The organism is Sphingobium sp. BYY-5 (genome assembly GCF_022758885.1).
Lineage (GTDB): Bacteria > Pseudomonadota > Alphaproteobacteria > Sphingomonadales > Sphingomonadaceae > Sphingobium.
Genome location: NZ_JALEBH010000001.1, coordinates 2,055,122 through 2,079,543, shown reverse-complemented (window position 1 = coordinate 2,079,543; position 24,422 = coordinate 2,055,122). Strand labels below are relative to the sequence as shown.

Below are 24,422 nucleotides of genomic sequence, written 5' to 3'. Positions count from 1 at the left end.
CAAGATCATGGATAGTAGTTTACCGACACTTGCCCCCGAACCCGATCCGGCTGCCATTGCTTTCACGCGCCTTGCGGAGAAGATAGACCTGTTGGAAGCGGCCATTGCCGGGCTTGCCGCCAAACGGGAAGCCACGCCCGACTATAGCGAGACGCTGGGCGAGATCGCGGCCCTGCTGGAGAAGATGCGCAACGCGATCAACACGCTTGCACGCCGTCCGGCGATGCAGGTCACGTCCGACGCAATGGCCGACCAGATCGCGGCGGCCGGGACCAGCGCTCGGGCGGAGGACGCTGCGACCATCAAACAGGCAAAGGAGCGGATAGACGGCGCGGCGTCACGCATGGAGCATCTGGCCGGCACGGTCGCCACGATCTGCGCGCAGCGTCGCCGCATCCTGTGGGCCATCGGTGGTGGAATGGTGGCCGGGATGATGGCCTGGTCGATCCTGCCGGGCGTTGTCCTGCGCGCCCTGCCGCAGGGCTGGCACATGCCCGAGAAGATGGCCGCGCATATCATTGGTGAGCCGACATTGTGGGACGCGGGCACCCGCCTGATGCAGGCCGGGAACCCGGAAGGCTGGCAGGCCATCGTTGACGCGGCCAATATGCGGCAGACGAACCGCGATACTATAGATGCATGTGAGCGGGCGGCCGTCAAAGCCAAGGCGCCGGTACGCTGCGTCATCAGCATAGGGCCATCGCTATCCTGAAAGATTACATCCGCCCGCAGGAATCGGCGAGGAGCGGCGGCCAATTTATGACAAACATTGTTTGAAAGTCCGATATCTTGTCATCGGCTGGCCGAACTGCTTAGGTTGCGTAGTGAAACGGGGGGAAATCATGAAGCTGGTGAAATCGCTCACGCTTGTCGCAGCCTGCTGCGCACCTATAATGGCGCACGCCAACGAAACCATCACCTACACCTATGACGCACGGGGCCAGGTCATAAAGGTCGAGCGCTCAGGCACGGTGAACAACGGCATCACGACCGAATATGTCATCGACAAGGCCGACAATCGCTCCAGCGTCAAAGTGACGGGCGCACCCAGCTAGCCTGATCCGCAATAGACGGTCGCTTTTCAAAAATCATGGCTTTCCACATGCGGTCTTCTGGATAGACATCAGACTTTGCACGAAGCGAATTAGATGTTTTAGGGTGAGCAAGCGGATGCTGGCGGACGGGCGATCCAGGGGCTTGAGGTCGCGTTGATGTCGAATCGTACTGATATTGGGGGAAATATGCGTTCAAAACTCGTTGTTGCCGCCCTTTTGGCGGGGCTTTCAACGCCTGCATTTGCTGAAATATTTTCGGTAAGTGGCCTTGTTCAGGGCATCGCGAGCGGCACCCCTCAAGGTCCCGCGTTGCGCGCTTATGTTCGAGAAGGCGATGCGGACGTCCTGGACGGCTGTCAGGACAAATATGCATTTGTTACCGACTTGTCTGAAGGGGCTGCTACAAAACAGCAGCTAATCACCCAGTTATATTATTCTGGTCAGCAAGCCACCCTTTCGATCGAAAAGGACGAGATGGGATGGTGTCAAATCGTTGCGGTTGCTGCAACCATCTAAACGACTTCAGCTTCGCTTAATTGACAGTAAATTTGAGTTGCCAGGGGGATATAATGGCGATTTCTGCCACCAATGCGGCATTTTCTCGTTCACTCGTTCTTCTTCTCGCCTCGACTACCCTCGCAGGAATGGTCACAGGCAACGCATTTGCGCAAGAAATTCCGATCCCGCCCCCCTTCTCGAATATCGATGCAAACGGCGTCGACCTGACTTCCGATATGTTCAGTGCGGGAATTCCTGTCGGATCGATCGGTACGGGCGATGGGCTCCTCAGCCTAACCGAATATTTCGGCGCTATTCAGGGCAACAGCTTGCAAATGGGCTTCCGCCGAGTGGTAAGTAGTGGCCAAGCCACAATCTCGATCACGATCAACAACCGCAGTGAGACATTCACAGGAGCGTCGGGGGCTACCAGTTTCACCTCAAATCAAGGCACTGGCGCGACACTGACCAAAAATAGCGCGGAATCCTATACTTTCACACAGCAAGATGGTGCTGTAACGACATTTGGATGGCCCGGAAACCTTGAGTATAAGGGCGGAAAGTCCGGATTTTGCTCCACTACGTCGCAAACCACGGTTTGCACCCTCCTTGCCGACACCACGACCTATAAATCCGGTCAAGTAATCACACGTGAATGGCGTGCCGGAGAAACATGCGTCCCATACGTCGTCAACGGCGAGCCGTTATATGATAATTGCGCTCATTTTTTCCGGCTTAGCGCAATCCGAAACCGGAACAACTATAGGATCGCTTTTACCTATCAAAATAATACTGATCCAACAACGGGCCTACCCGCGTCCAGTTGGTATGTGAAAACCAGCGCTGTTTTCTCCAACATGAATGACGCGTCGATAACGCGCACTGCGACGTACGCCTATCCATCTGGAACAGTCACCGAAATTACCGATCACGCAGGCGCCCTTTGGCGCATTACGCGCGTGAATGGCGTTTCCATTGCCTCTTTACGCAAGCCTGGCAGCGCAAGCGACAACATTGTGATAACGGGTGACGTGTCAGGCAAGGTCTCACAGGTCGTGAATGCGGGCGTGACGACCAATTATGCCTACAATATTGCCGACAATCTGGCGACCATGGTCCGGACAAACGCCCTTTCGCAATCTACGACAATCATGTCGGATCTCGCTCTTGGCCGCCCCACCAAGGTCATAGATGCAAACTCGCAATCCACATTCTACGCCTATGATACTCAATCTCGTTTGGTTCGGGTTACAATGCCTGAACAAAATTATGTTCATTACAGCTATGACGCACGGGGAAACCTTTTGTCCCGGCGTCTCGTCGCCAAACCAGGTTCAGGGCTCACAGACATCCTGACAAGCGCGACTTATCCCGAAAATTGTACGAACGCGGCGCTCTGTGACAAGCCGGTCACGACAACCGACGCCAAGGGGCAAGTAACCAACTACGAATATGATCCGACACATGGCGGTGTAACAAAGATGATTCTTCCCGCGCCGACGGCAGGCGGGACGCGACCAGAGACGCGTAACAGTTACACGTTGCTGGCGTCGGGACTATATGCCCTCACTTCGAGTTCGACATGCCGGTCCAGCGCGTCCTGTGCCAATGGCGCAGACGAAGTACGAACGACCATCGCCTACAACGCAGGCAACTCTCTTCCTGTGTCGATTTCAACGGGCTCGGGTAATGGCGTGCTGACGGCGACGACGGCTTATAGCTACGACGCGATCGGCAATCGCCTGACGGTGGATGGCCCTCTGGCGGGAAGCGCGGACACGACGCGCTATCGCTATGACGCGGCGCGCCAGGTGGTCGGTGTCATTGCGCCCGATCCGGATGGCGCGGGGTCTCGCAAGCCCCTTGCGCAGCGCATAAGCTATAATGGGGACGGCCAGGTGACTTTGGTCCAGACCGGCAACGTCACCGATCAGGGAGACACGGCCTGGAATAATTTTGCGGAAAGCTACCGCCTTACGAACGTCTATGACGGCAACGGCCGGATGAACCGCCAGACGATCTGGTCCAATGGCACCGATTATTCGGTGGTCGACTATATCTATGACGCGCTGGGCCGTCCGTCCTGTTCGGTGACATACATGAACCCTGCCAATTGGGGACCACAGGCCAGCAGTTGCACGCCGTTGCAGACGACCGGTCCCAATGGCCCCGATCGCGTGGTCAGGACCAACTATGATGCGGTTGGACGGGCAACGAGCGTCGAGGAAGCTGTTGGCACCGCCGCAGTCGCGACCACATGGTCCGCGACATACGGCAACAATGGCCAGCAACTCACGGACAGGGATGGGGAGAACAACCTGACCACCTATGAATATGACGGCTTCGACCGGCTGGTGAAGACGCGCTATCCCAATACCGCCAAGGGTGCCGGAACCAGCTCGACCACCGATTATGTCCAGCTGACCTACGATGCCAATAGCAACGTCACCAACACGCGCCTGCGCGATGGGCAGAATATCGGCTACACCTATGATAATCTCAATCGGGTGACGCTGAAGAACCTCCCCGGAACCGAAGCGGACGTCAACTACGGCTACGACCTTCTTGGTCGCACCACGCTGATGCAAAGGCCCGCTGACGGAGTGACCCTCACCAACGGTTATGACGCTCTGGGCCGGCTCATCACCGAGGGGCAAACGTTCGGATCGATGACGTACGAATATGACCTTGCCGGACGGCGGACCAAGGCGACCTGGAATGACGGCTTCTATGTCAATTACGATTATGACATGATGGGCGCCATGACCAGGATCCGCGAGAATGGAGCAACCTCGGGTGTCGGCGTGCTGGCGACCTACAGCTATAATGACCTGGGTTTCCGGACCGGCACGGCGTTTGGCAACGGCACCAGCGCCAACTACACGCCCGACGCGATCTCGCGCCTCTCGTCGATGACGCAGAACCTGGCGGGCACGGCGCAGGACCTCACGCTTGGTTTCAGCTATAATCCGGCCAATCAGCTCAAGCAGACGACGCGCAGCAACGACAGCTATGCCTGGACCGGCCATGTGAATGTCACGCGCCCCTATGCGAGCAACGGCCGTAACCAATATGCTACGGCCGGCGCCGCCAGCTTCAGCTATGACGGGCGTGGCAACCTGACGGGTGATGGCACCAACAGCTATAGCTATGGCTCTGAGAACCGGTTGAACTCAGCGACGGGCGGGGTCACGCTCCACTATGACCCGTTGGGCCGTTTGCACGAATATAACACCAGCGTCTCGACGCGCTTCACCTATGATGGTGGGCATATGGCAGCGGAAGTGGCCAATCCCTCCGGTGCGATCACACGCCGTTATGTCTATGGTCCCGGCGCAGATGAGCCGGTCGTCTGGTATGAGGGGTCGGGCACGACCGATCGCCGTTGGCTGCACGCCGACGAGCGCGGCAGCATCATCGCTGTGACCAACAGCAGCGGCGCGAGCCTTGGCACCAACCGTTATGATGAATATGGCATTCCCGCCTCGACCAATCTGGGCCGGTTCCAGTATACCGGCCAGGTCTGGCTGTCGGGTCTCAACATGTATTATTACAAGGCCCGCATCTACTCCCCCACCCTCGGACGGTTCATGCAGACCGACCCCATCGGTTATGCCGATGGCATGAATTGGTATAACTATGTCGGCGGCGATCCGATTAATAATACGGATCCGACGGGGCTAGCCATTTCATGTAACGCAATCCATCTTCCTACCAAATCTTTCGGCAATGATATTGAGGTTATTGCAACTCAAGTAATGTGCTTTGAGCGATCAGACCCTTTTTCTGCTTCTGGAGAAAAAGGAGAGAGTGGCGGCGGCGGTGGAGATTCGCCTGTTGATGCAGAAATAGTCGTGACGGCGCCGCGAAGTAAGCCATGTCCCCCTCCATCTAAAACTGTTGCTGGCCAAGTCGCTGACTGGGCTAGCTGGGTTGGTGACCGCGCTGATGAAACTGCGGTTGTATCTGGTGGCTTGGGATTGTTGACCGCGCCTACTGGCGCTGGATTTGCCGTTTTTGAAGGCACGGCACTCCTCGCTGGTGGAGTTGGGCGGGTCGCTTCCATCGTCAACATTGGAGCTAATCTCGTAGATGGAAATCTCGAGGGGGCTGCTCAAGGCGCAATATCCTTCATTGGCGGGTCTGGCGCCGGCTATGCAACCAAAGGCATTCTTGGCGGGTCGATGGCCTCTAGAAGAATGTTCAACAATCTAAGCGCAAGCCAGCAGAGAGTGAATAATGTCGCCGGAGATGGGGTCGCGGCAGGATATGGTCGCTTAGTCGGTAAGATAGGTTGCTGATATGACTGTTAGCTTTTTCGTTTTCACCGCAATATTTGTTGTGTTGGGGTTGGCATTAGATGTCGCATTCTATTGGCGTTTTACGAATATGTTAGAGGTTTTCCGCAAAGTTCCTGGCGATATTAATTATCGCTATTATGCATTTCCTCGGCTATTTTTCGTGGCTGGATCGTCCATTGTTGTCGCCTGGGGATCGTATGATAAGCCAACAGATGCTGCCTTGATTATCGTCGGGTGTGCAGCATTCTTGATCTTTAGCTCATACCCGCACATTGACATATATCGACGCTCCAAGCGCATGAAGTAATGCCGCAAAATAATGAGCAACCTGACAACGGTTGCGCTCCAGCGCCACAGTTTGCAGTTCCCGAAGGCTACGTGCCATATGATAGTCGTGGAAGAACTATGACTAAGACGGGTGATCCACGCAGAAAAGTCGTTATGAATCCTGCTTACCAAAGCTTCGTCAATAACTCGCGTCTCGATCTCTGGGGAGCTGCCAAGGACCTGTTCTTCATTGCAGTCGGGTCTGTATCGGGAGGATTAGGATTGGTTTCTGCGGGTACGGCGACCGGGGCCACTACCGCACAAGCACTTCGATATGGCGCAACCGCCGTTGCCGCAGGCGGAGCGGCTGACAAAGCGCAGAGGGGAGCCGAGGCTCATCCAGAAGATGGGCGCTGTATCAACCGAGGAGCCCGGTAATGCGATTTCCTTTTTCGTGGTGGCAGATGTTTGCTGCCGCTATCACGCTAGGTATAGCTGTTTGGGCTACCCTAATGAACAATGCAGAGATTGCTTGGGTATTCTGGATATTGAGCGTGATGTGGCTTTATCCGGCTGTTAGCGCGATAGTTCATTCGAAACGTAACGATTATTAGCACCAAAAGGGTCAAGCTAGAAAAGGCAAAGATGGATGGGGTGGAGAAAAAGGTGATGAGAGGAGGCGCCCTCCTCGCAAGCCACCGCCAGGTTGGAAGAAACCATGGCCTCCAAAAGGGTTCTTCCCGCCGCTTTTGATCCCAGACTTTATGCTCGATCCTTGCTGGGGTGGAAATCCAGCGAGATCACCGACGTGTGGCCCTGACATTGCAGCGCTTGATTTCATGGAGGTTGGAGGATGACAGTGAGTGGAGCGCCCTCCGGCTATGAGAAGGCCCTTGCTCTATCTCGCAGCGAAGAGCCGAAACTGCGGGAGGCCTATGAACTTCTCACCAAGGCATGTGCGGAAGGTGACATGCGTGCAGATTACGCCTTAGCTTCATGGCATTTATATGGTAATGATGTTGTGGAAAGAGATGAACGCAAAGGGGTTTCAATATTAAAATCTCTTGAAAAGTCGAATATTGCTGAAGCATTGTTCGATTTGGCGGTGTCATACGATTACGGAAAATCTGTAAGAAGAAATAGAAAGAGGGCATTTTCATTATATATGAAATCAGCTCTGCTTGGCGATAAAAGTGCCTGCGATCAGGTGTCGCAGTTCTATGCGGAAGGGAAGTTCGTTCCTTACGACAAGGGGCTAGCACAGGCTTGGGAGGCACGTGCTCAACAGTCGGAGGAGAGCATCTCCCCGCCTTACAGATTATGGATTGATAGATAGCGACCTTGCCTCGTGCGCCCCTGCCCGTGTGAGACAGAGCGAACCGCCAGCGGCGGCGTCTCGTATAACCCGCCTTTGTTCAGTGAGACAAAACCTTGAAGCGTCCCGGGTTTTCTGGAGGCTGTGCAGTTTGACTCAGGCAGCCATATCGAGGGTCTCAATGGCCGCATAGTAGTTAGCTTCGGCCTCGGCGGGTGGGATGTAGCCGAGCGGGCCGAAAAGGCGATGGTTGTTGTACCAGTCGACCCAGCTCAGCGTCGCCATTTCCACCGCCGATGCGCTTGGCCAGGACCGCTGGCGCCAGATGACCTCGGCCTTGTAAAGGCCATTGATCGTCTCGGCCAAAGCATTGTCGTAACTGTCGCCGACGCTGCCGACCGAGGGCACGAGGTTGGCCTCCGCCAGGCGCTGGGTGTAGTTCATGGCGAGGTATTGCACGCCCCTGTCGCTGTGGTGGATCAAGCCGTCATCCGGGCCGGGTCTGCGCGCATGGATCGCCTGCTCAAGGGCATCCAGAACGAACCCGGCCGTGGCTGAAGTACTGACCTTCCAGCCCACGATGCGCCGCGCATAGGCATCGATCACGAAGGCCACGTAAACGAACCCTGCCCAGGTGTGGACATAGGTGAAATCGACTACCCACAGGGCGTTCGGCCGGTCCACACGAAACTCCCGGTTCACCTTGTCGAGCGGGCATGGCGCCTTGGGATTGCTGACGGTCGTGGTCGTCTTCTTCCCTCGACGAATACCGGCCAGCCGCATGCTACGCATCAGTCGCTCGACCGTGCACTTGGCGACATCAAGGCCCTCGCGCCGCAACTGATGCCAGACCTTGCGCGAGCCGTAGAGTCCGAAGCTGGCCTCGTGAACGCGCCGGATCTGCTCGCACATGTCGTCATCCCGGCGCGCACGGGCGGAACGCTTCGCCGGATCGGCAAGACGGGCCGCGTGTTCGTGATAGGAGGACGGGGCGATCGCCAGTTCGCGGCAGATCGGCTCGATACCCAGGTCCTCGCGATGGACGTCGATGAACGACATCATCATCTCTCGCGGCGGTCGAGCTCCGCCATCGCAAAATATGCCGACGCCTTGCGAAGGATCTCGTTGGCTCGACGGAGCTCCTTGACCTCGCGCTCCAGCAGCTTGAGCCGGGCCTTATCATCAACACCCTGCGCCGCTGGTGCCGCCCGTCGGCCTGCCTCCGTGCGGCACCAGCGGCGCAGCGTCTCGGCCGTGCAGCCGATCTTCGAGGCAATCGAACTCATCGCCTCCCATTCCGAGCCGTAATCCGCACGGTGCTCGCCAACCATTCGCACCGCTCGATCACGGACCTCAGGCGAAAATCTGTTTCCCATCTTGCTCATACCGGATGCTCCTTCTCACAGTTCGGAGCCTCCGGAAAACCCGGGACGCTTCAGAGCTCGCTGTCGAGGCCGACAGCTTCGCAGACTTGCTGGCGGGTAAATCGGCTTTGAAATGGAGAGACTGGCAAAGGCATGGCAATCGCTTAGAAGGCCATGCCCCATAATGGAAGGATTATTTCCTTCCATTATGTCAATCAGTGAGGAAAGTCGGGCGCCTGTCGATTGGTATCTGTGTTTCAATCAACGCCCAGCGTCCCTGCAATGCTGTAGCTGAAGGAGCTGGACTCTACCTCTGACGGGTAACAATCAGGGAGCACGTCACAAGCCCTGTCGGAAAACCCGCGATTTTCCTATGGCACCATCGCCGACCAGTCCCAAAACGGTATGCAGACAAACTCTTATGGCACCCCAAGCACAGGCCGGAGTGCCATTACTTTTATCCTAAAATCACACTCTCAGCCGCCTCACACGGACCTGATTCAGCGAGATTTTGCCTCACTGAACAAAGGCGGGCTATACGAGACGCCGCCGCTGGCGGTTTGCTCTGCCTCACATGGGCAGGACTGTATGAGGCACAGGGGTCATTTGTGAGGCTGACTTTCGATGAGAGCAAGCGCGTCACTCAAACTAAGGTCAAACAAAACCCTCAAAATCCTAATGACGCTATCCTTACCCACATTTCGCTCTTGAAGCATATTAAATGCATCGGCGGGTGCGCATCCGCTCGAAGATATTTCACCAGCCACGACTTGTTCTTCATCAGTTAATAAGTGCAATGCACTCATGATTTATCCTTTATCTCGGAACGTCAATGATCAGAGTGTCGTAACCACCCGAAGTTTGGTAATATGTTCCAGGCCCTCCACCCATTGAACGCAAAATCCTGTCCAACTGGGGATTAGCCAACACAGCACTAATCCTAACCGTTGATAGGTTGAGGGATTGGGCAGATTTGACCGCTTGCCTCAATGACTGCATCAAAACACGGCCTCCAGTCCCTTGGGCTTCCATCATCTGCACATCAATCTGTAAAGCTCTAATGTCAGGATTGATGCTGATCCAGCCAACGAGCGTAATGGTCCCGCCGTAGGTTAGTCCCAAATCTTGGATTTTAACGGGGCGACCAGTCACAGTTATGGTATTTGGATCGAACACAGTCTCCAGCACGTCTTGGACTGTCCCGAACACTCCATTCCATGCAATATTTTGCGGCATTCCTAGTCCCGCACTATATCCACTATCAGCGCCTCCCACGCCTGCCGCTGGGCCACCGACGTTATTCGGTACGGCTAGATTGGGTTTCCCGAGCAAATCTTGCAGGCTCTGGCGTATGCCAGTTACGGTAATAATGTCTCCGCTATTTTGAGGATCTATTGGCTTGACATGCTCTTGCGATACATATGCAAGCCCACTCGGATCGCGTCGATTCACTGGGTCTCCCCCGACATAGTTATACCAGTTCATGCCGTCCTGGTATCCGATGGGATCGGTCTGGAGGAACCTGCCGAGGGTGGGGGAGTAGATGCGGCTCTTGTAGTTGTACATGCCCAGTTCGGGTATCCAGGCTTGGCCCGTATATTGGAACATGCCCATATTGCCGCTGGCGGGGATGCCGAACTCGTCATAGCTGTTGATCTTCATGACCCCACCGCTGCTGTTCGTCACCGCCACAATCGAGCCGCGCTCGTCGGCCGTCAGGAACTTCTTGACCAGGCTGCCCGACGAATAGTCGTACCACACCAGCGGTTGGTCGTCACCGGGGCCAAAGATGTAGCAATGTTGGATCGCCTGGTCGCTCGACCGACGCTCGCTCACGACATGCGGGCCGTCATATTCGAACACCCGCCAGGTCGTGCCGTTGCCCACCAGCTTCATCCGGCCCACGGGGTCCTGATAGAGTTGCGTGCCGTTGCTCGACGTCACCAGCGCGTTGTTGACATTGTATGCGAATGTGTCGCCGCCCGCCTTGCTCAGATTGCCCTTGACGTCATAGGTCGGCGTGATCGACCCGGCCTGGCTATATTGGTTGAGCGCGTTGGTCTGATAGACGCGCGTCGTGTTGACTGCCCCATTCCAGGCATAGCTGTTGTTCGACGCGATCCGCGCCGTAATCTGCCCGGCCGCATTATATTGAAGATCGATATTCTGATCGTAAGTCGTGTTCGAACCGGCAAGGTTGATATTGAAGTTCGACAGGGTCGGACCGGCATAGCCGTAACTGGTGGTTGCGCCATTGCCCAGCGTCAGCGACGACCGGCGACCCAGCGCATCATAATCAAAGGTCGCCAGCGCCGCGGCGCCATTTTCCTTGATGGCCGTCATCGCGCCGGTCGCGTCATAATCATAGGCCACGTAGAAGCCATTGTTCCACGTCAGCCGCGTGCGCCGTCCGGCGGCATCATATTGCATGGCGAGCGACTGGGCCTGGTCGCCCTGGCTCGTCACCCGGCCCAGCGCATCATAGCTGTAGGAGACATAATGGGTGTTGGCATCCAGCGCCCGGGTCACCCGTCCGAAATTGTCGTAGCTGTAGCTCACATCCTGATCGAAGAAGCCGTCGCCCGGATAATTGGTGTTGGTGACCCGACCCAACGCATCATAGCTATATTCGGTATAGACCGCTTCCGAATGCCCGCGCAGCCCCTTGCGGATGATCCGCCCGGTTCCATTGCCGCTCGTGCCATAGGTGTAGAGGAACTTGTCCGCCGCCCCGCTGTTGCAGGTCGTCGCGTTGAAGCAGGTACGCAGCAGCCGATCGTGACCGTCATATTCATAGGAGGTCACATTGCCCTTGCCGTCCACCGCGCGGATCACCGAGCCGTTCAAGTTGCGATCATTAAAATCATCGCGTGCGTCCGCCGTACCGTAGCCACTGGTCGTGGCGTGGAGCGCGCCGGCCCATTCCCATATGTATTTGGTGATCCGGTCCTTGCCATTGGAGCCCATGGTGCTCAACGCGCAAGCGCCCGGCAGGGAGCCATAGACGGCCGGGTTCATGCGTAGCGCTACGCAATCCGTCCGCCCCAACACGTCATAGCTGGTCTGGGTCAAAGAATAATCGTTGCCGCCAGCATGAATCCGGTCGGTGATTTTCCGGCCATAACCGTCATAGGTCAGGAAGCGATACTGGAGCGGTGTGAAATTGTCTCCATTGGTGTCGATGGTGCCAAAGGATATGGAGTCAGGCAGGCCATAGGCGCCGTAATGGATCACCTGCGCACGAGGACGCCGCGCGCCAGCCCCGTCAGGGTCGGCCGTCCAACTCGATGTCAGCTGCCGCGCGGCATTGTAGCGGGACCAGGACATATTGCCCAAGCCATCGCTCTGACCAATGACATTGCCGGCGTCATCATAGATTAAGATCACGGTTCGCGCCTGCCCTGGGTCATTATTGCCCGAGCGTGTCGTCACCGAGCCGAGCAGCACATTGGTGCCGCGGGTTTCCGCCTTGCTCTGATAGCCCAGTTCCGTCACCGTCTCGGTGGCCGTGCCCACGCATGATGGTACGCTGCCGGTGGCACAGGTCGAAATAGCCAGAGGATAACGCGTCGCGGCCGGCGCCAGCACCAGTGCGCCCGAGGCATTCTTCACCCAGGCTTGCAGGTTGACGAAGGTCATGCGGGTCTCAGGACGCGCTTGACCAGCCGCAGGCGCGGGCGCGGTGACCTTGCTCACCATGCCCGAGCTGTCGTCATATTCGTAATTTGAGACCTGTCCTGCCTGATCCGTGGTGGTTGTCGGCTGGTTGCAGGTCTTCTGGTTGCTACAGCTCGAAGGAAAGGTCGCCTGATAGGCCGCGAAGGCCGGATTGCCCGAACCGGACTTGGGCGTCAGCACCGTCTTCGTGACATTGCCGCGCGTGTCATATTCATAGCTGGCCGAATTGCTCTCCGGCATCGTCACCTTCTTGAGAAGGTTGATCCGGCAGGTCGCGTCATTGACCGTGCAATATTCGAAGTTGGTCGTATAGCCATTCTCGTTCGTCTCGGATGTCTTCAACAAGCTGCTCGCGTTGAAGCCGATCGAGCGCGGGTGGCCCAGCGGATCCGTGACCGTCGTGCTGCCAGCGCCATAGCTGTAACTCCACGTCTGACCCGCCTGCTTCACCGTCGCTACCTTGCCAGAGCCATCATAGGTGACCTCCGCCGTGTCTACAGTAGCGTCAGGAATGCGAATACGCGACAGCTTATTGCCGGCGTAGCTATATGCTGTCGTTCGATTGTCAGCATCTGTTACTGTTGAAACAAGGCCATTTGAGAAGGAATATTTGACGTATGACCAATTGGCGCTTGGAGTGCAATTAGATAAAGAATTGCAATATTGTATTGCATTATTTATCGCCGTGACACGAGAAACATTTGACCACGCAATGCGATCATCTCTGCTCGAAAGATTATCTGAGGCATAATTTATTTTTAACTGATACCCCGTTGAACTTACTATCATCCCCAATCTGGAAAGATTTACGGTTCTACACTCGCCTGGGCAATCGATCTGATAAGCCCCTTCTTCATATATCAAATCTCTGGTGGTGCCATCCGGGAATGTTATGGAGGTGGCTCTGCCCATGTTCGATTGGGTATAGAGCATCGGCGCTATGCCAGTGGTAAATTTTATTACCAGGCCCTTGCCTGAGGTGAAGGTCTGTCGATCAGCACTTAACGTGGAACCGTCCTGATCATCCGGTATATATGACGATCCATTCAGGCTAAAGCTGTAGGATTGTCCATCATAGGTGACTGTCACCGAATATGTACTGCCATTCATCACCGGCACGCTGGCCTGTCGCCACTGCGGGGCCACCCATTGGCGCACATATTGCAGGCCGTGATGATCGTTCGGCCCGATCGAGATGTCGGTGACGCTGGTAATCAACTGGCCGGTGGTGAGATTAACAGCGTTTTCGTCGATGCTGGGTCGCGTGGGCGGCGATGGTGCGGCATCCTGAGCATGAGCCGCCGATGCCGCTATGATGCCGAGCGCAGCCAGCATGGCGAGCCAGTAACGCATCATTCTACCTTTCCCCCCAATATCCATCACTGCGCCTCAGGCCCCCGACCTTCCGCTACCACCTCGACCACCCTGGGCTTCTCCTCCGGCAGGGCGCGCCGCGCTGCCTCATCGGCAACCCATTTTTCGATGGAGAGTTCGCCCAGCGCCGGCGCAGTCTGCGCAGCCAGGCTTCTGCTCGCAACATGAGCGGCGGCCAGCCCAACGACGCCCTTTTCGGCAAAGCGCGACAGGTCGACGCTCAAATCACCAAGCCCGGCGTCCACCGATCGCCCCGCTTGCCTTGCAAGGTCGCCCGTCACATTCTCCAGGAAGGCGCCGCCATCTTGTCCCGGCCGCACCATCAACACCTGCGTACCCTCAACGCGGCGCACCACCGCAACGACCGCGCCGGTTCCTGCATGTTCTGCGCTTTCGTAGCTTGCGGCAGATCCCAGCATCACGGCTTGCTCGCCGCACACGCCAATCAGAAGCGTGGCCGCTTCTTCCTTTTCCGCAACGATCTGACATTGCACCGGCGCAGCAACGCCCGTTGCCGCCTGCGCAGCAATCAAAAATAGTCCGAACACCTTATGGCCCCCACAAAGCGATTCTCTGGCCTGCGCCAGAGAGATACATCATTACGGTGCCAGTGGATTATCGCTGATGCAACGATGAATCCGATTATGGGCCATTTTGTTCTGGGCGATCAAAATGATCCTGTTCCAAGTGATGGACCGGAGCGCACGGGATTGCATTTCATATGCAAGAAGCTGGCTTACCGGTGGCTGGAAAACCATTGACATGGGCCGGGACAGTCGAGAAATTACGCTATATCGTCTTGCAGGCCAGTCAAGACTCCGGGGGTTTATGCGTCATTTTCTTGCATCGGCTGTGGCATTAGCTGCTTTATCGCTCTGTGCCGGCGTCACGCACGCTGAGACACGCACCTATGTCCCATAAAGCATCCCCATCCATCCATGAATGTTGATATTATTTGCAGCCGGGCCGCGTTGCGGACATAGCGGTTTGCAAGGTAGGAATCGGGGGTCTTTGCATGTTTCGCGCATTCTATGGGGTTGGCGCATCCGTTCGCCTATGGCTCTCCCTGATGTCCCTGGCTCCCACGTCCCTGTTTGCCCAGACCGGCTATGGCGATCCTGCCGGTTCCGGCCCGATCGTTGGTGCCTTACAATGGCTGCAGGGCACGTTGCTGGGCACGGTTGCGACCGTTGCCGCCGTTATCGCCGTGGCCGCTGTCGGCTTCATGATGCTGACCGGTCGGATGAACTGGCGTTATGGCGCGGTGGTGATTTTGGGCTGCTTCATCCTGTTCGGCGCGGCGAGCATCGTTGGTGGGATCCAGTCCACCGCTTCGGCCGGCTACTGAGCGGTGAGCCAGCTCGACCGCGACACGCTGTTCGTGGCCCTGGCAAGGCCGCAGATGTTCGCCGGCGTCACCTACAGCTTCTTCGTCATCAACGCGATCGTCACCGCCGAACTGTTCCTGGTTCTCAAATCGGTCTGGGTGCTGCTTGCCGCAGTCGTCATCCATGTCATCGGCTATCTCGCCTGCCTGCGTGAACCCAACATATTCGACCTGTGGCTGGTCAAGGCCGCCCGTTGTCCCCGCATTCCCAACTATCGGCTATGGCGCTGCAATTCCTATCAACCTTGAGCGCGACCGAGAAAGCGGCGAGGCGTGAGCGATCGGTCGGCAGCAGGCTGCCCTATGCCGCGCAGATCGACGATCATACGCTGCTGACCCGCGATGGCCTGATGCTGCAGGTCATCCATCTGGGCGGCTTCCTGTTCGAGACCGCCGACACCGACGAACTCAACTATCGTAAGGGGCTGCGTGACGCGATGCTCCAGGCGATCGGCTCCTCGCGCTTCGCCATCTATCACCATATCGTCCGCCGCCGCGTCGATACGTCGCTTGAGGCCGATTATCCAGACAGCTTCAGCGCGCGGCTGGACGAGGCCTGGCGTGCACGGTTGGGCACACGCCGCCTCTACGTCAACGATCTCTTCCTCACCATCGTACGCCGCCCCCTGCAAGGGCGCAGCGGCATCGCCGATCGCCTGTCGCGCAGGCTGACCGGCGCGAGTTCCTCGGCGGCAGACCGCGCCGCCGACAAGCGCGCGCTCGAAACCGCAACCGAGCAGGTCGTCGCGGCGCTTGGCCATTATCGCCCGCGCGTGCTCAGCAGCTATGAGAGCGAGCACGGCCTCTATTCCGAACCGCTCGAGTTTCTCTCGATGATCCTCAACGGCGAGATGCGGCCCGTGCGCCTGCCCGAAGGCGATATCGGCGAGTATCTGCCCTATCGCCGGATCAGCTTCGGCCAGGACATGGTGGAGCTTGGCGCTGCGGGAGACCTTCCCCGCGAGTATCAGGCCATCCTCTCGATCAAGGATTATCCAGGCAGCACCACGCCCGGCATGCTCGACGATCTGCTGCGCCTGCCGGTCGAGATGGTGGTGAGCCAGAGCTTCGGCTTCGTCGATCGTCAGGCGGGGTTGGGGCGCATGAACCTGGCGCTGCGCCGTATGCGCGCATCGGACGACGAGGCGCTCAGCCTGCGGGGAGAACTGGGCAGCGCCAAGGATGATCTCGCTGCCGGCCGCGCCGCCTTTGGCGAACATCATCTGACCATCGCCGTGCGCGGGGGCGAGATGGGCCTGGTCGATGCGCAGGTCGCCGAAGTCCAGTCGGCGCTTACCGACCTTGGCCTCATCGCGGTGCGCGAGGAGATAGGCCTGGAAGCTGCCTGGTGGGCGCAGTTCCCGGGTAACTTCCCCTATATCGCGCGCCGCGCGCTCATCTCGTCGCGCAATTTTGCGAGCCTGGCGAGCTATCATAATTTCCCCAGCGGCCGGGCGACGGACAATCATTGGGGCGATGCCGTCACCATCCTGGAATCCACAGCCGCCGGTCCCTATCATTTCAACTTCCATCAAGGGGATTTGGGGAACTTCACCATCATCGGCCCGTCAGGCTCGGGCAAGACCGTGGTGCTCAATTTCCTGCTCGCCCAGGCGCGCAAGTTCGCGCCACGGATCATCTTCTTCGACAAGGACCGGGGCGCTGAACTCTTCATCCGCGCGATTGGCGGCGTCTACGACATATTGCGGCCTGGCATGTCGGCAGCGCTCAACCCGCTCCAGATCGACGACAGCCCTGAGAACCGCCGCTTCCTGATCGACTGGCTTGGCCGTCTGGTGGCGCTGCCGGGCGAACCGCTGACGCCCCAGGAACTGCTCCACATCCAGGAAGCGGTCGATGCGAGCTATGGCGTTCCCAAATCCCATCGCCGCCTGCGCTACGTCGCCCAACTGTTCCGTGGCAGCGAGCGTCCACATGCCAATGATCTCTGGTCGCGCCTGCGCCCCTGGTGGGGCGAAGGCGAACATGCCTGGCTGTTCGACCATGCGGAGGATCGGATCGACATCGACGCCCTGACCGTCGGTTTCGACATGACCCGCATCCTCGATACGCCAACCTTGCGCACGCCGGCCATGATGTATCTCTTCCACCGGGTCGAAGAGCGGCTCGACGGCACACCGGCGATCATCGTGATCGACGAGGGCTGGAAGGCGCTCGACGACGATATCTTCGTCCACAAGATCAAGGATTGGGAAAAGACGATCCGCAAGCGCAACGGCATCGTCGGCTTCGCCACGCAAAGCGCGGAGGACGCCCTGTCGAGCAAGATCGCCAGCGCCATCGTCGAGCAGGCGGCAACCCAGATCTTCATGGCCAATGCCAAGGCGCGGCGCGAGGATTATTGCGATGGCTTTGGCCTCACGCCCCATGAATATGATCTTGTCCGTAGCCTCGCTGACAATGCGCATTGCTTCCTCATCAAGCATGGCAATGACAGCGTGGTGGCGCGCCTGAACCTGAGCGGCGAGGCGGACATATTGACGATCCTGTCGGGACGCGAACGCACGGTGCGCCTGCTCGACGAAATACGCGACCGGGTGGGCGACGACCCGCAGGCCTGGCTTCCCGAACTGCTGAGCGTCGCCTGATGGAAGGCTGTGCGCCTTTCGACGCGGCCCAGGGCTATGCCATGGCGCTCACCCGCTATGTCGATTGCCAGGCCGCGCTTCTGGGCGAAGGCGGCTATGCCGCGCTGTCTGCCGGCAACTCTCCCGTCATCCTCGGGCTGGGCGGTCTGCTCACCATCCTGATCGCCTTCCAGGGCTACCGGCTGCTGTTGGGAGATCAGTTGCAGATCCGCGACGGCATCCTGCTCGTAGCCAAGATCGGCCTGGTCCTTGCCTTTGCCACCCAGTGGTCCGCCTACAGGTCGGTCGTCTACAATCTCGCGATCGAGGCTCCGCGCGAGGTGCTCGCCTTGCTACCTGGCGCGGGCGGCGGGACCGGACGCAGTTTCCCGGCGCGGCTGCAAGGCAGCTATCAGTCGATCGCCGAACTCACCCGGCCATCTACTGCCGTACCGCCGGTCAACCCATCGCCTTCGCCCGATGGCGCCCCGGCGGCGCCTCCTCCTCCCCAAGCCCCGCTCTTATCGCTCGCCGGCAATCCGCTGCTCACCGTAGCGGGCATCCTGCTGCTGGTGTCGGGCCTTGCAGTCCTCATGTCCGTGCGACTGATCGCGGGCTTGCTGCTTGCGCTCGGGCCGTTATTCTTTGCCTGCCTGCTCTTCGACACGACGCGCGGCCTGTTCGAAGGTTGGGTCCGGGCATTGATCGGGACTGCTGTCGCCAGCGTCGCCACCGGCGTGCTGCTGGGGATCGAGATGGCGATCATCGAGCCACAGCTGGCCGCCCTGATCCAGGCCATGATGGCTGGAACCTTGCCGGTGCTCGCGCCCGGCGAAATCCTCGCCACCATCGTCATCTTCACGCTGGCGCTGCTGATCGCGCTCTTCGTCTCACTGCGCATGGGGGCCGGCTTCCGCTTCGTGGAGCGTGGTCTTGCCCTTGGTTCCAGTATCTCCGAGCGCTGGCGAAGCGCCGCGCCTGTGCAACAGGGACAGGAGCGCCCGTCAGGCGCCGCGCAACCGCAGGAGGAGGGCCGATCCCGCGCAGCGATGATCTCCGATTCGATCAGGATCAGCGATCAATGGGAGACAAGGCCTCTTCTCACTGTAACAGGGCCGGATGCGACGCGGCGGATTGCGCTTTCCGAAAGAAACAGCCCAGGCGACCCCAGACCCACGCCGCTCGGACAAAGTTACCGGCGCACGGGGCATCAGCGCAAAACGAAGAGCATCAGCCAGCGGAACGGCCGGATATGAGTGACAAGACCCACAAAAGCACCAAACCCGCTTCCGACCGCGAAGCCTATTATGCGCGCGCCACCAGTTGGGCGCAGGACGGCCAGGAAAAGCTGCGCCAGTCGCGGCGTATAGCGTGGCTCGTTGCCGGCATCGCCTGCAGCGTCGCGCTGTTCGCGGTGATCGCGATCGCGCTGATGATGCCGCTCAAGACGGTGGTGCCCTATACGCTGCTGGTCGATCGCACGACCGGCTATGTCCAGTTGCTCAAGGGCGATGGCCGGCAGACGCTTGCGCCCGACGAAGCGCTGACAAAGTCGCTGCTCGCCCAATATGTGATCGCGCGTGAAGAGGTGGACGTGACCAGCGTCCAGGCCAATTATCGCAAGGTGGGCCTCTGGTCGGCCGACCGCGCGCGCAGCGACTATATCGCCATGATGGCGCCCACCAATCCGGCCAGCCCCTTCCAGCGCCTGCCCCGTACGACCGTGCTCTCGGTTCGTATCAAGAGCGTCTCGCCGATGGGGCCAGGCGCGGCCCAGATACGCTTCGAGACCGAGCGGCGGGACCAGGGCCAGAGTGAGGGGCCAAAGGAAGCCTGGGTCGCCATCATCCGCTACCGCTTTGTCGACGCGGCCATGTCGATGGATGACCGGCTGATCAATCCGCTGGGGTTCCAGGTCTTGCGCTATCGCCGCGACCAGGAATCGCCCGAGCCTGTTGTGGCGGTGAGCACGCCAGTGCCGCAAGTCCAGGCCGCGCCTGTGGGCGGGCTGCCGGTCCAGGCAAACATAGCCAGAGTCTCCCAGCCGTGATCCGCATGGCTGCGCCTCTACTGCTCGCCCTGCTTGCGGCGCCAGCGGCAGCGGAAGTGATCCCGCAGCCCTCGCCGGGCGATCCGCGCATCCAGACGGTCGACTATGATGGCGATCAGGTCGTGCGTCTTGGCCTTCAGACCGGCTTTACCGTGGCGATCGAGTTCGCGGCCGATGAGCGGATCGAGAATGTGGCGATAGGCGAGGCGACGGGCTGGCAGGTGACGCCCAACAAGCGGGCCGATCATCTCTTCATCAAGCCCACCGATGGCGCGATAGACACCAATCTCATCGTGTTGACCGACGCGCGGCGTTACAGCTTCCTGCTTTCGTCCGGGTCGGTCATGGGCATCAGTCCCTATATCGTGCGCTTCCGCTATGCCGGTATCGATATGGCGCCGCCGACGGTCGTGCATGACAGCCAGGCCTCCTATCGCGTCAAGGGCGCGAAAGAACTGATCCCGCAAGGCATGGCTGACGATGGCCTGGCGACCACGATCCGCTGGCCGGCGCAGGTCGCCATTCCCGCCGTCTATGCGGTAGACGAGCAGGGGGATGAGACGCTGATCAATGGCGCCATGCGCGAGGGCGCGTTCGTGGTCGATGCCATCGCGCCCCGCTTCATATTCCGCTCGGGCAAGCGCAAGGCGGTCGCCACCCGTCAGGTCGCGAAGGTCCAGCCATGAGCCAGGAGCAGGACGATCCCCGCTCGGCGCTGGACGATCGCACCATCCATCCGAAGGTTCGGATGCCATCATCCGGCCTTTCGGGCGCGGCCATTGCCGGCATATGCGCTGTCCTGGCCATCGGCCTGTTCCTGATCCTCGACGCCAACCGGCGCGGGAATGAACAAGCCGGCGCCAGGGCCGCGCCCGCCAACGCGACCATCGCCTCGCCGCAGCCACTGTCTCTGCCATTACCGCCACCAGCGCCGATCCAGTCTGGTGCCCCAATACCTGTGGCCACAACAAGTTCAGCGCCGCCAGCCCCGCCAATGGCGGAGAACCGCTTCCCTGCGCCGATGGCGCCGGCCTACATGCCGCCGATGCCATCACCGCTCGCTCCTGCGCCGACAGCTCCCCGCACCAAGGGTGAAGGAGGGGATTCCCCGCTCATCATCGATCTGGCTTCGGCCGATGGGCTGGGTAATGCCTCGGCTGCCGCTGGCGGTGCCGGTGACGACCAGGCGGTGCGGGCGAGCGTCATTCGCAATCGCTCCAGCCTGGTGCCGCAGGGATCGATGATCCGCGCCGTGCTCGAGACGCCGATCGACAGCCGGCGTCCGGGTCTGGTCCGTGCCGTCGTGTCGCGCGATGCGCGCGGGTTCGATGGCACCCGCGTCCTGATCCCGCGCGGCAGCCGGTTGATCGGCGAGGCATCGGGTGACGCGAAGGAAGGGCAGAAGCGCGTGCTGGTCACCTGGACGCGGCTCATCCGGCCCGATGGCGTGGCGATCCGCATCGGCTCGCCTGCCGCCGATGTGCTGGGCGGGGCCGGCATTCGTGGCAAGGTCAACAATCATTTCATCGAGCGGTTCGGCAATGCCGTGCTGCAGTCGGCGCTGACCATCGGCGTCAATGTCGCCTCGCGGCCAAGAAGCAACTCGGTGATCGTCGGCTTGCCCGGGCAGATTGGCGCTGCGGGGCAAAGTTTCCTTCCCAATGTCGATCCGGCGCCGACGATCAAGGTTGCATCGGGGGCCGAGATATCGGTGTTCGTGGCGCGGGACCTGGACTTCAGCGGCACGGGACTGCGGCGATGAACAAGGCACGCGCATCGAGCAAGGATGCGACAGAGCCTGTGCTCTCCGACTTTCCCTTTCTCGACGCCTATCTCGCTCCCATCTCCAGCGTGTTGGTTCAGCCCGATGTGACTGACATCTATATCAACCATCCTGGCGAGATCTGGATCGAGCGTCTGGGCGGCGGGATCGAGCGCGAGCATGTGCCGGCATTGACGGAAGCCAGCCTGTGGCGGCTGGCGCGGCAGATTGCCAGCCTCTCCCATCAGGGCATCAACCGCGAGCATCCGCTTCTCTCCGCGCGGTTGCCTGATGGCTCGCGCGTCCAGATCGTCGCGCCGCCCGCGACGCGCGGTCCGCTGGCCATGGCCATCCGCCGTCATGTCTCGGCCAATCTGACGCTTGAGGATTATGCCGCAAGCGGCGCGTTCGACGAGCCAGAGGCAGAGGCAAGAGAGACATCGCCCATTGGCCGCGACGATCGGGTGTCGATGCTCGCCGATGCGGTGCGGCAGCGCAAGACCATCCTGATCTCGGGCGGCACCTCAACGGGCAAGACGACGTTCCTCAACGCCCTCATTCGCGAGATACCGCGCGAAGAACGCCTGATCCTGATCGAGGACACGCCTGAATTGCAGGTCGATCATGCCAATATGGTGGGCCTGGTAGCGGTCAAGGGCGAGCTGGGGGAAGCCAAGGTCCACGCCGACGATCTGCTCCAGGCTTCGCTGCGTATGCGCCCGGATCGGATCATCCTGGGCGAACTGCGGGGAAGCGAGGCCTATACGTTCCTGCGCGCCATCAACACTGGCCATCCCGGTTCCATGACCACCATCCACGCTGACACGCCCGCCAAGGCGATCGAGCAACTGGCGCTGATCATCCTGCAATCGGGCACACAGCTCAACCGCAACGATATTGCCCATTATATCCGCAGCACCGTCGATCTGTTCGTCCAGCTGGAACGGCGCGGCGGAAAGCGCATCATCCGCACGATTGCCGACAGGGACGGCCTGTGACGATCACCAGCCTTGCGGCAGCGCTGCCCCTGCATAAGGGTCATAGTGTTCCGGCGGTCGCGGCGGCGGTGGGGGGATTTCGGTCTCTGCGGCAATTTCCCTGGGGACGGCTGTCCGCGAGGCCGGGGCAAGCAAGCCCGCCGCTATGACCGGTGCGCCGAAGATCAGGAAACAGCCGATAAGCGTCCGCACGCCGCGCCGCCAATCCAGCCGCCCCTCCAACAGCAGGAAGCCCACGATCGCAACTGCAAGGGTGGCGGCTATGGTCGCGGTAGAGCCAAGGAGCAGTGTCTCGATCCAGCCTATCGCTGCTAATAGTCCGGTCGATTGCATGAAGAACGTTCCTGCAAAAATGATCAGGCTCGGTCAGATGAACCAACCCATCGGCATTTGCTGGTGCCGATCAATCTCATCTGGCATCCGCGAAGCCAGGGTGCAATGGCTCGATTCATGCGTTCGCAATTTTAGACGATGTTCAACTACCTATACAGATTGGGGGTAAATTGGGGGATGAAGATCATGGCTTATTCAATCAAGGTCCTGGCAGCCATCGCAGCGGTTGCCGTTTGCACGCAGACGGCATCCGCCCAGCCATCTACTGACCAGTTCGAATATGACGCCCTTGGTCGCCTGGTTCGTGTTCAGAGGGGCGAAGGTGCGCTTAGCAAGTACAACTACGACAAAGCCGACAATCGATCGCAAGCCCAGGTTCAGCGGCAATTTGATACAAGTTGGCTGGCCACGTCCCTCAACCATCAAATAGGCTATGCCGATGCTTCGGGAGGGTGGGCTGCCGAAACTACCTCTCCCGTTTCGTTTCTGACATATGGCCCCTACACGACATCCGTTCCCGTCGGCGAGAGAGTGGCGGTTTGGCGGATCATGGTCGACGTCACCAACATTCAGACGGAAGATGAGGTCGTCACCCTGGACGTTTACGACGCGACGGCCAATGAAATATTGACATCCAGGACGGTCAAGCGAAAAGAGTTCATGGCCCCATTTTCATACCAGATTATGGAGGTTCCCTTTTCCTTCTCCTCGGCGCGCGCAGGGCACGCGATGGAGTTTCGTACATATTTTAGAGCTACATCCTATGTGAAAGTCGAACGCATCGGATATTATTGAAACGCAATGATCGGGCGGCGCAGGCTCATGCCTATGCCGCCCGATCATTGCGTTACTCCGATAGCGTCCATCGCAGGGACCAAACCCAATATGCCGGCGGAGGTGTGCTGGCTATTGAGGCCTATGCCAGATGCAGACCGTTAATGTCCGCCCGTACCCGTATGCCAAAGCGGCACGCCATAGAGCGAATAAATGACCAGATTGCCGTCGTCTTGCAAATATAGCTCGGCACCCGGCGAATTGACGCCTGCGGCCCATAGCGGTCCAGATGGGCCGTAAACCACGAAGTTCCCATCATTCTGGAAATAGGCTTGGTTGCCGGCGCCATAGGTGCCCGGCGCCACCCAAAGGGCCTGTGATCCAAAGTAAAGAACGAGGTTTCCATCGCCTTGCATCGCCAGTTTGAAGCGGCCATCGGGAGACAGGATGAATTGATTGACCTGAAGGTTTTTGATCACATTCCGGCCAGAAAAATTCTGCCGATTGTCCGCTGCGTCATATTGATAGGTGTTGAGGTTGCCCGCATTCGGCCCCGTCTCGCGATAGGATTTGGTCAACCGGCCCAAAGCATCATAGGCATAATGCTGCTTTTCCTGGGCCACCGCCGGTGCCGCCAGCATCGCGACAAGCGACAAAGTTATTAAATGCGCATGATCC

General features: G+C 59.1%; 20 protein-coding genes and 1 other annotated feature. Of the genes, 14 read left to right on the top strand and 6 right to left on the bottom strand.

Going from position 1 to position 24,422, the window contains the following annotated elements:
- The first annotated feature begins 7 nt into the window (after positions 1–7).
- From MOK15_RS09910 to MOK15_RS09890, 5 genes are all read left to right on the top strand, one after another.
- Entirely contained in the window at positions 8–712 is a 705-nt protein-coding gene (locus MOK15_RS09910) for a DUF6118 family protein (protein WP_242931461.1), read from the top strand.
- Positions 713–842: 130 nt separating this feature from the next.
- Positions 843–1,055 carry a hypothetical protein gene (locus MOK15_RS09905; protein WP_242931460.1) on the top strand — a complete coding sequence of 71 codons (213 nt, stop codon included), beginning with the start codon at positions 843–845 and terminating at the stop codon, positions 1,053–1,055.
- A 186-nt stretch (positions 1,056–1,241) separates the two neighbouring features.
- On the top strand, positions 1,242–1,571 hold the full coding sequence (locus MOK15_RS09900) for a hypothetical protein (protein ID WP_242931459.1): 330 nt from the start codon (positions 1,242–1,244) through the stop codon (positions 1,569–1,571).
- 53 nt (positions 1,572–1,624) lie between these two features.
- A complete protein-coding gene (locus MOK15_RS09895) occupies positions 1,625–5,854 on the top strand; it encodes an RHS repeat-associated core domain-containing protein (protein WP_242931458.1) in 4,230 nt (1,409 codons plus the stop codon).
- Between the two features lie 1,120 nt (positions 5,855–6,974).
- Positions 6,975–7,457 (top strand): tetratricopeptide repeat protein, encoded by a 483-nt coding sequence (locus MOK15_RS09890; RefSeq protein ID WP_242931457.1) that lies wholly within the window; start codon positions 6,975–6,977, stop codon positions 7,455–7,457.
- Positions 7,458–7,592: 135 nt separating this feature from the next.
- Here MOK15_RS09890 and MOK15_RS09885 read toward each other — a convergent pair.
- The 4 genes from MOK15_RS09885 to MOK15_RS09870 form a co-directional block, all read right to left on the bottom strand.
- Positions 7,593–8,821, bottom strand: a protein-coding gene (locus tag MOK15_RS09885; RefSeq protein WP_242931456.1) for an IS3 family transposase whose coding sequence is annotated in 2 segments (ribosomal slippage) — positions 7,593–8,533 and positions 8,533–8,821 — 1,230 coding nt in all. Because the reading frame shifts where the segments join, the coding sequence is not laid out codon by codon here.
- Positions 8,426–8,540: a sequence feature (AL1L pseudoknot), on the bottom strand. It overlaps the preceding gene by 115 nt.
- Before the next feature lie 581 nt (positions 8,822–9,402).
- Positions 9,403–9,606, bottom strand: coding sequence for a hypothetical protein (locus MOK15_RS09880; protein ID WP_242931455.1), 204 nt, complete (start codon positions 9,604–9,606; stop codon positions 9,403–9,405).
- A gap of 10 nt (positions 9,607–9,616) precedes the next feature.
- On the bottom strand, positions 9,617–13,834 hold the full coding sequence (locus tag MOK15_RS09875; RefSeq protein WP_242931454.1) for an RHS repeat-associated core domain-containing protein: 4,218 nt from the start codon (positions 13,832–13,834) through the stop codon (positions 9,617–9,619).
- Positions 13,835–13,857: 23 nt separating this feature from the next.
- The gene (locus MOK15_RS09870; RefSeq protein WP_242931453.1) at positions 13,858–14,400 is read right to left on the bottom strand and encodes a hypothetical protein; all 543 of its coding nucleotides are present in this window, start codon (positions 14,398–14,400) and stop codon (positions 13,858–13,860) included.
- Positions 14,401–14,867: 467 nt separating this feature from the next.
- Here MOK15_RS09870 and MOK15_RS09865 point away from each other — a divergent pair, with 467 nt between their 5' ends.
- From MOK15_RS09865 to virB11, 8 genes are read left to right on the top strand one after another with little or no spacing between them, the layout of a single operon-like run.
- Complete coding sequence (locus tag MOK15_RS09865; protein ID WP_278254139.1) at positions 14,868–15,200, top strand: TrbC/VirB2 family protein; 333 nt, start codon at positions 14,868–14,870, stop codon at positions 15,198–15,200.
- Positions 15,201–15,203: 3 nt separating this feature from the next.
- Positions 15,204–15,488, top strand: a complete 285-nt coding sequence (locus MOK15_RS09860; protein WP_242931451.1) for a type IV secretion system protein VirB3 — start codon at positions 15,204–15,206, stop codon at positions 15,486–15,488.
- Positions 15,461–17,848 carry a VirB4 family type IV secretion/conjugal transfer ATPase gene (locus MOK15_RS09855; RefSeq protein WP_242931450.1) on the top strand — a complete coding sequence of 796 codons (2,388 nt, stop codon included), beginning with the start codon at positions 15,461–15,463 and terminating at the stop codon, positions 17,846–17,848. The genes MOK15_RS09860 and MOK15_RS09855 overlap by 28 nt, the downstream gene beginning before the upstream one ends.
- Entirely contained in the window at positions 17,848–19,083 is a 1,236-nt protein-coding gene (locus tag MOK15_RS09850; protein ID WP_242931449.1) for a type IV secretion system protein, read from the top strand. The genes MOK15_RS09855 and MOK15_RS09850 overlap by 1 nt, the downstream gene beginning before the upstream one ends.
- Positions 19,080–19,877, top strand: coding sequence for a type IV secretion system protein (locus MOK15_RS09845; RefSeq protein WP_242931448.1), 798 nt, complete (start codon positions 19,080–19,082; stop codon positions 19,875–19,877). Before MOK15_RS09850 ends, MOK15_RS09845 begins: the two co-directional genes overlap by 4 nt.
- 5 nt (positions 19,878–19,882) lie before the next feature.
- Positions 19,883–20,563: a TrbG/VirB9 family P-type conjugative transfer protein gene (locus MOK15_RS09840; RefSeq protein WP_242931447.1), complete on the top strand. Its 681-nt coding sequence runs from the start codon at positions 19,883–19,885 to the stop codon at positions 20,561–20,563.
- Positions 20,560–21,639: a TrbI/VirB10 family protein gene (locus MOK15_RS09835; RefSeq protein WP_242931446.1), complete on the top strand. Its 1,080-nt coding sequence runs from the start codon at positions 20,560–20,562 to the stop codon at positions 21,637–21,639. Before MOK15_RS09840 ends, MOK15_RS09835 begins: the two co-directional genes overlap by 4 nt.
- Complete coding sequence (gene virB11 / locus MOK15_RS09830; protein WP_242931445.1) at positions 21,636–22,637, top strand: P-type DNA transfer ATPase VirB11; 1,002 nt, start codon at positions 21,636–21,638, stop codon at positions 22,635–22,637. The genes MOK15_RS09835 and virB11 overlap by 4 nt, the downstream gene beginning before the upstream one ends.
- Positions 22,638–22,640: 3 nt before the next feature.
- Here virB11 and MOK15_RS09825 read toward each other — a convergent pair whose 3' ends face one another.
- Positions 22,641–22,970 carry a TrbC/VirB2 family protein gene (locus MOK15_RS09825; RefSeq protein WP_242931444.1) on the bottom strand — a complete coding sequence of 110 codons (330 nt, stop codon included), beginning with the start codon at positions 22,968–22,970 and terminating at the stop codon, positions 22,641–22,643.
- Between the two features lie 177 nt (positions 22,971–23,147).
- Here MOK15_RS09825 and MOK15_RS09820 point away from each other — a divergent pair, with 177 nt between their 5' ends.
- On the top strand, positions 23,148–23,765 hold the full coding sequence (locus MOK15_RS09820) for a hypothetical protein (RefSeq protein WP_242931443.1): 618 nt from the start codon (positions 23,148–23,150) through the stop codon (positions 23,763–23,765).
- Positions 23,766–23,905: 140 nt separating this feature from the next.
- Here the strand turns inward: MOK15_RS09820 and MOK15_RS09815 are convergent, their stop codons facing one another.
- Positions 23,906–24,322 (bottom strand): hypothetical protein, encoded by a 417-nt coding sequence (locus MOK15_RS09815; RefSeq protein WP_242931442.1) that lies wholly within the window; start codon positions 24,320–24,322, stop codon positions 23,906–23,908.
- Between the last annotated feature and the right edge of the window lie 100 nt (positions 24,323–24,422).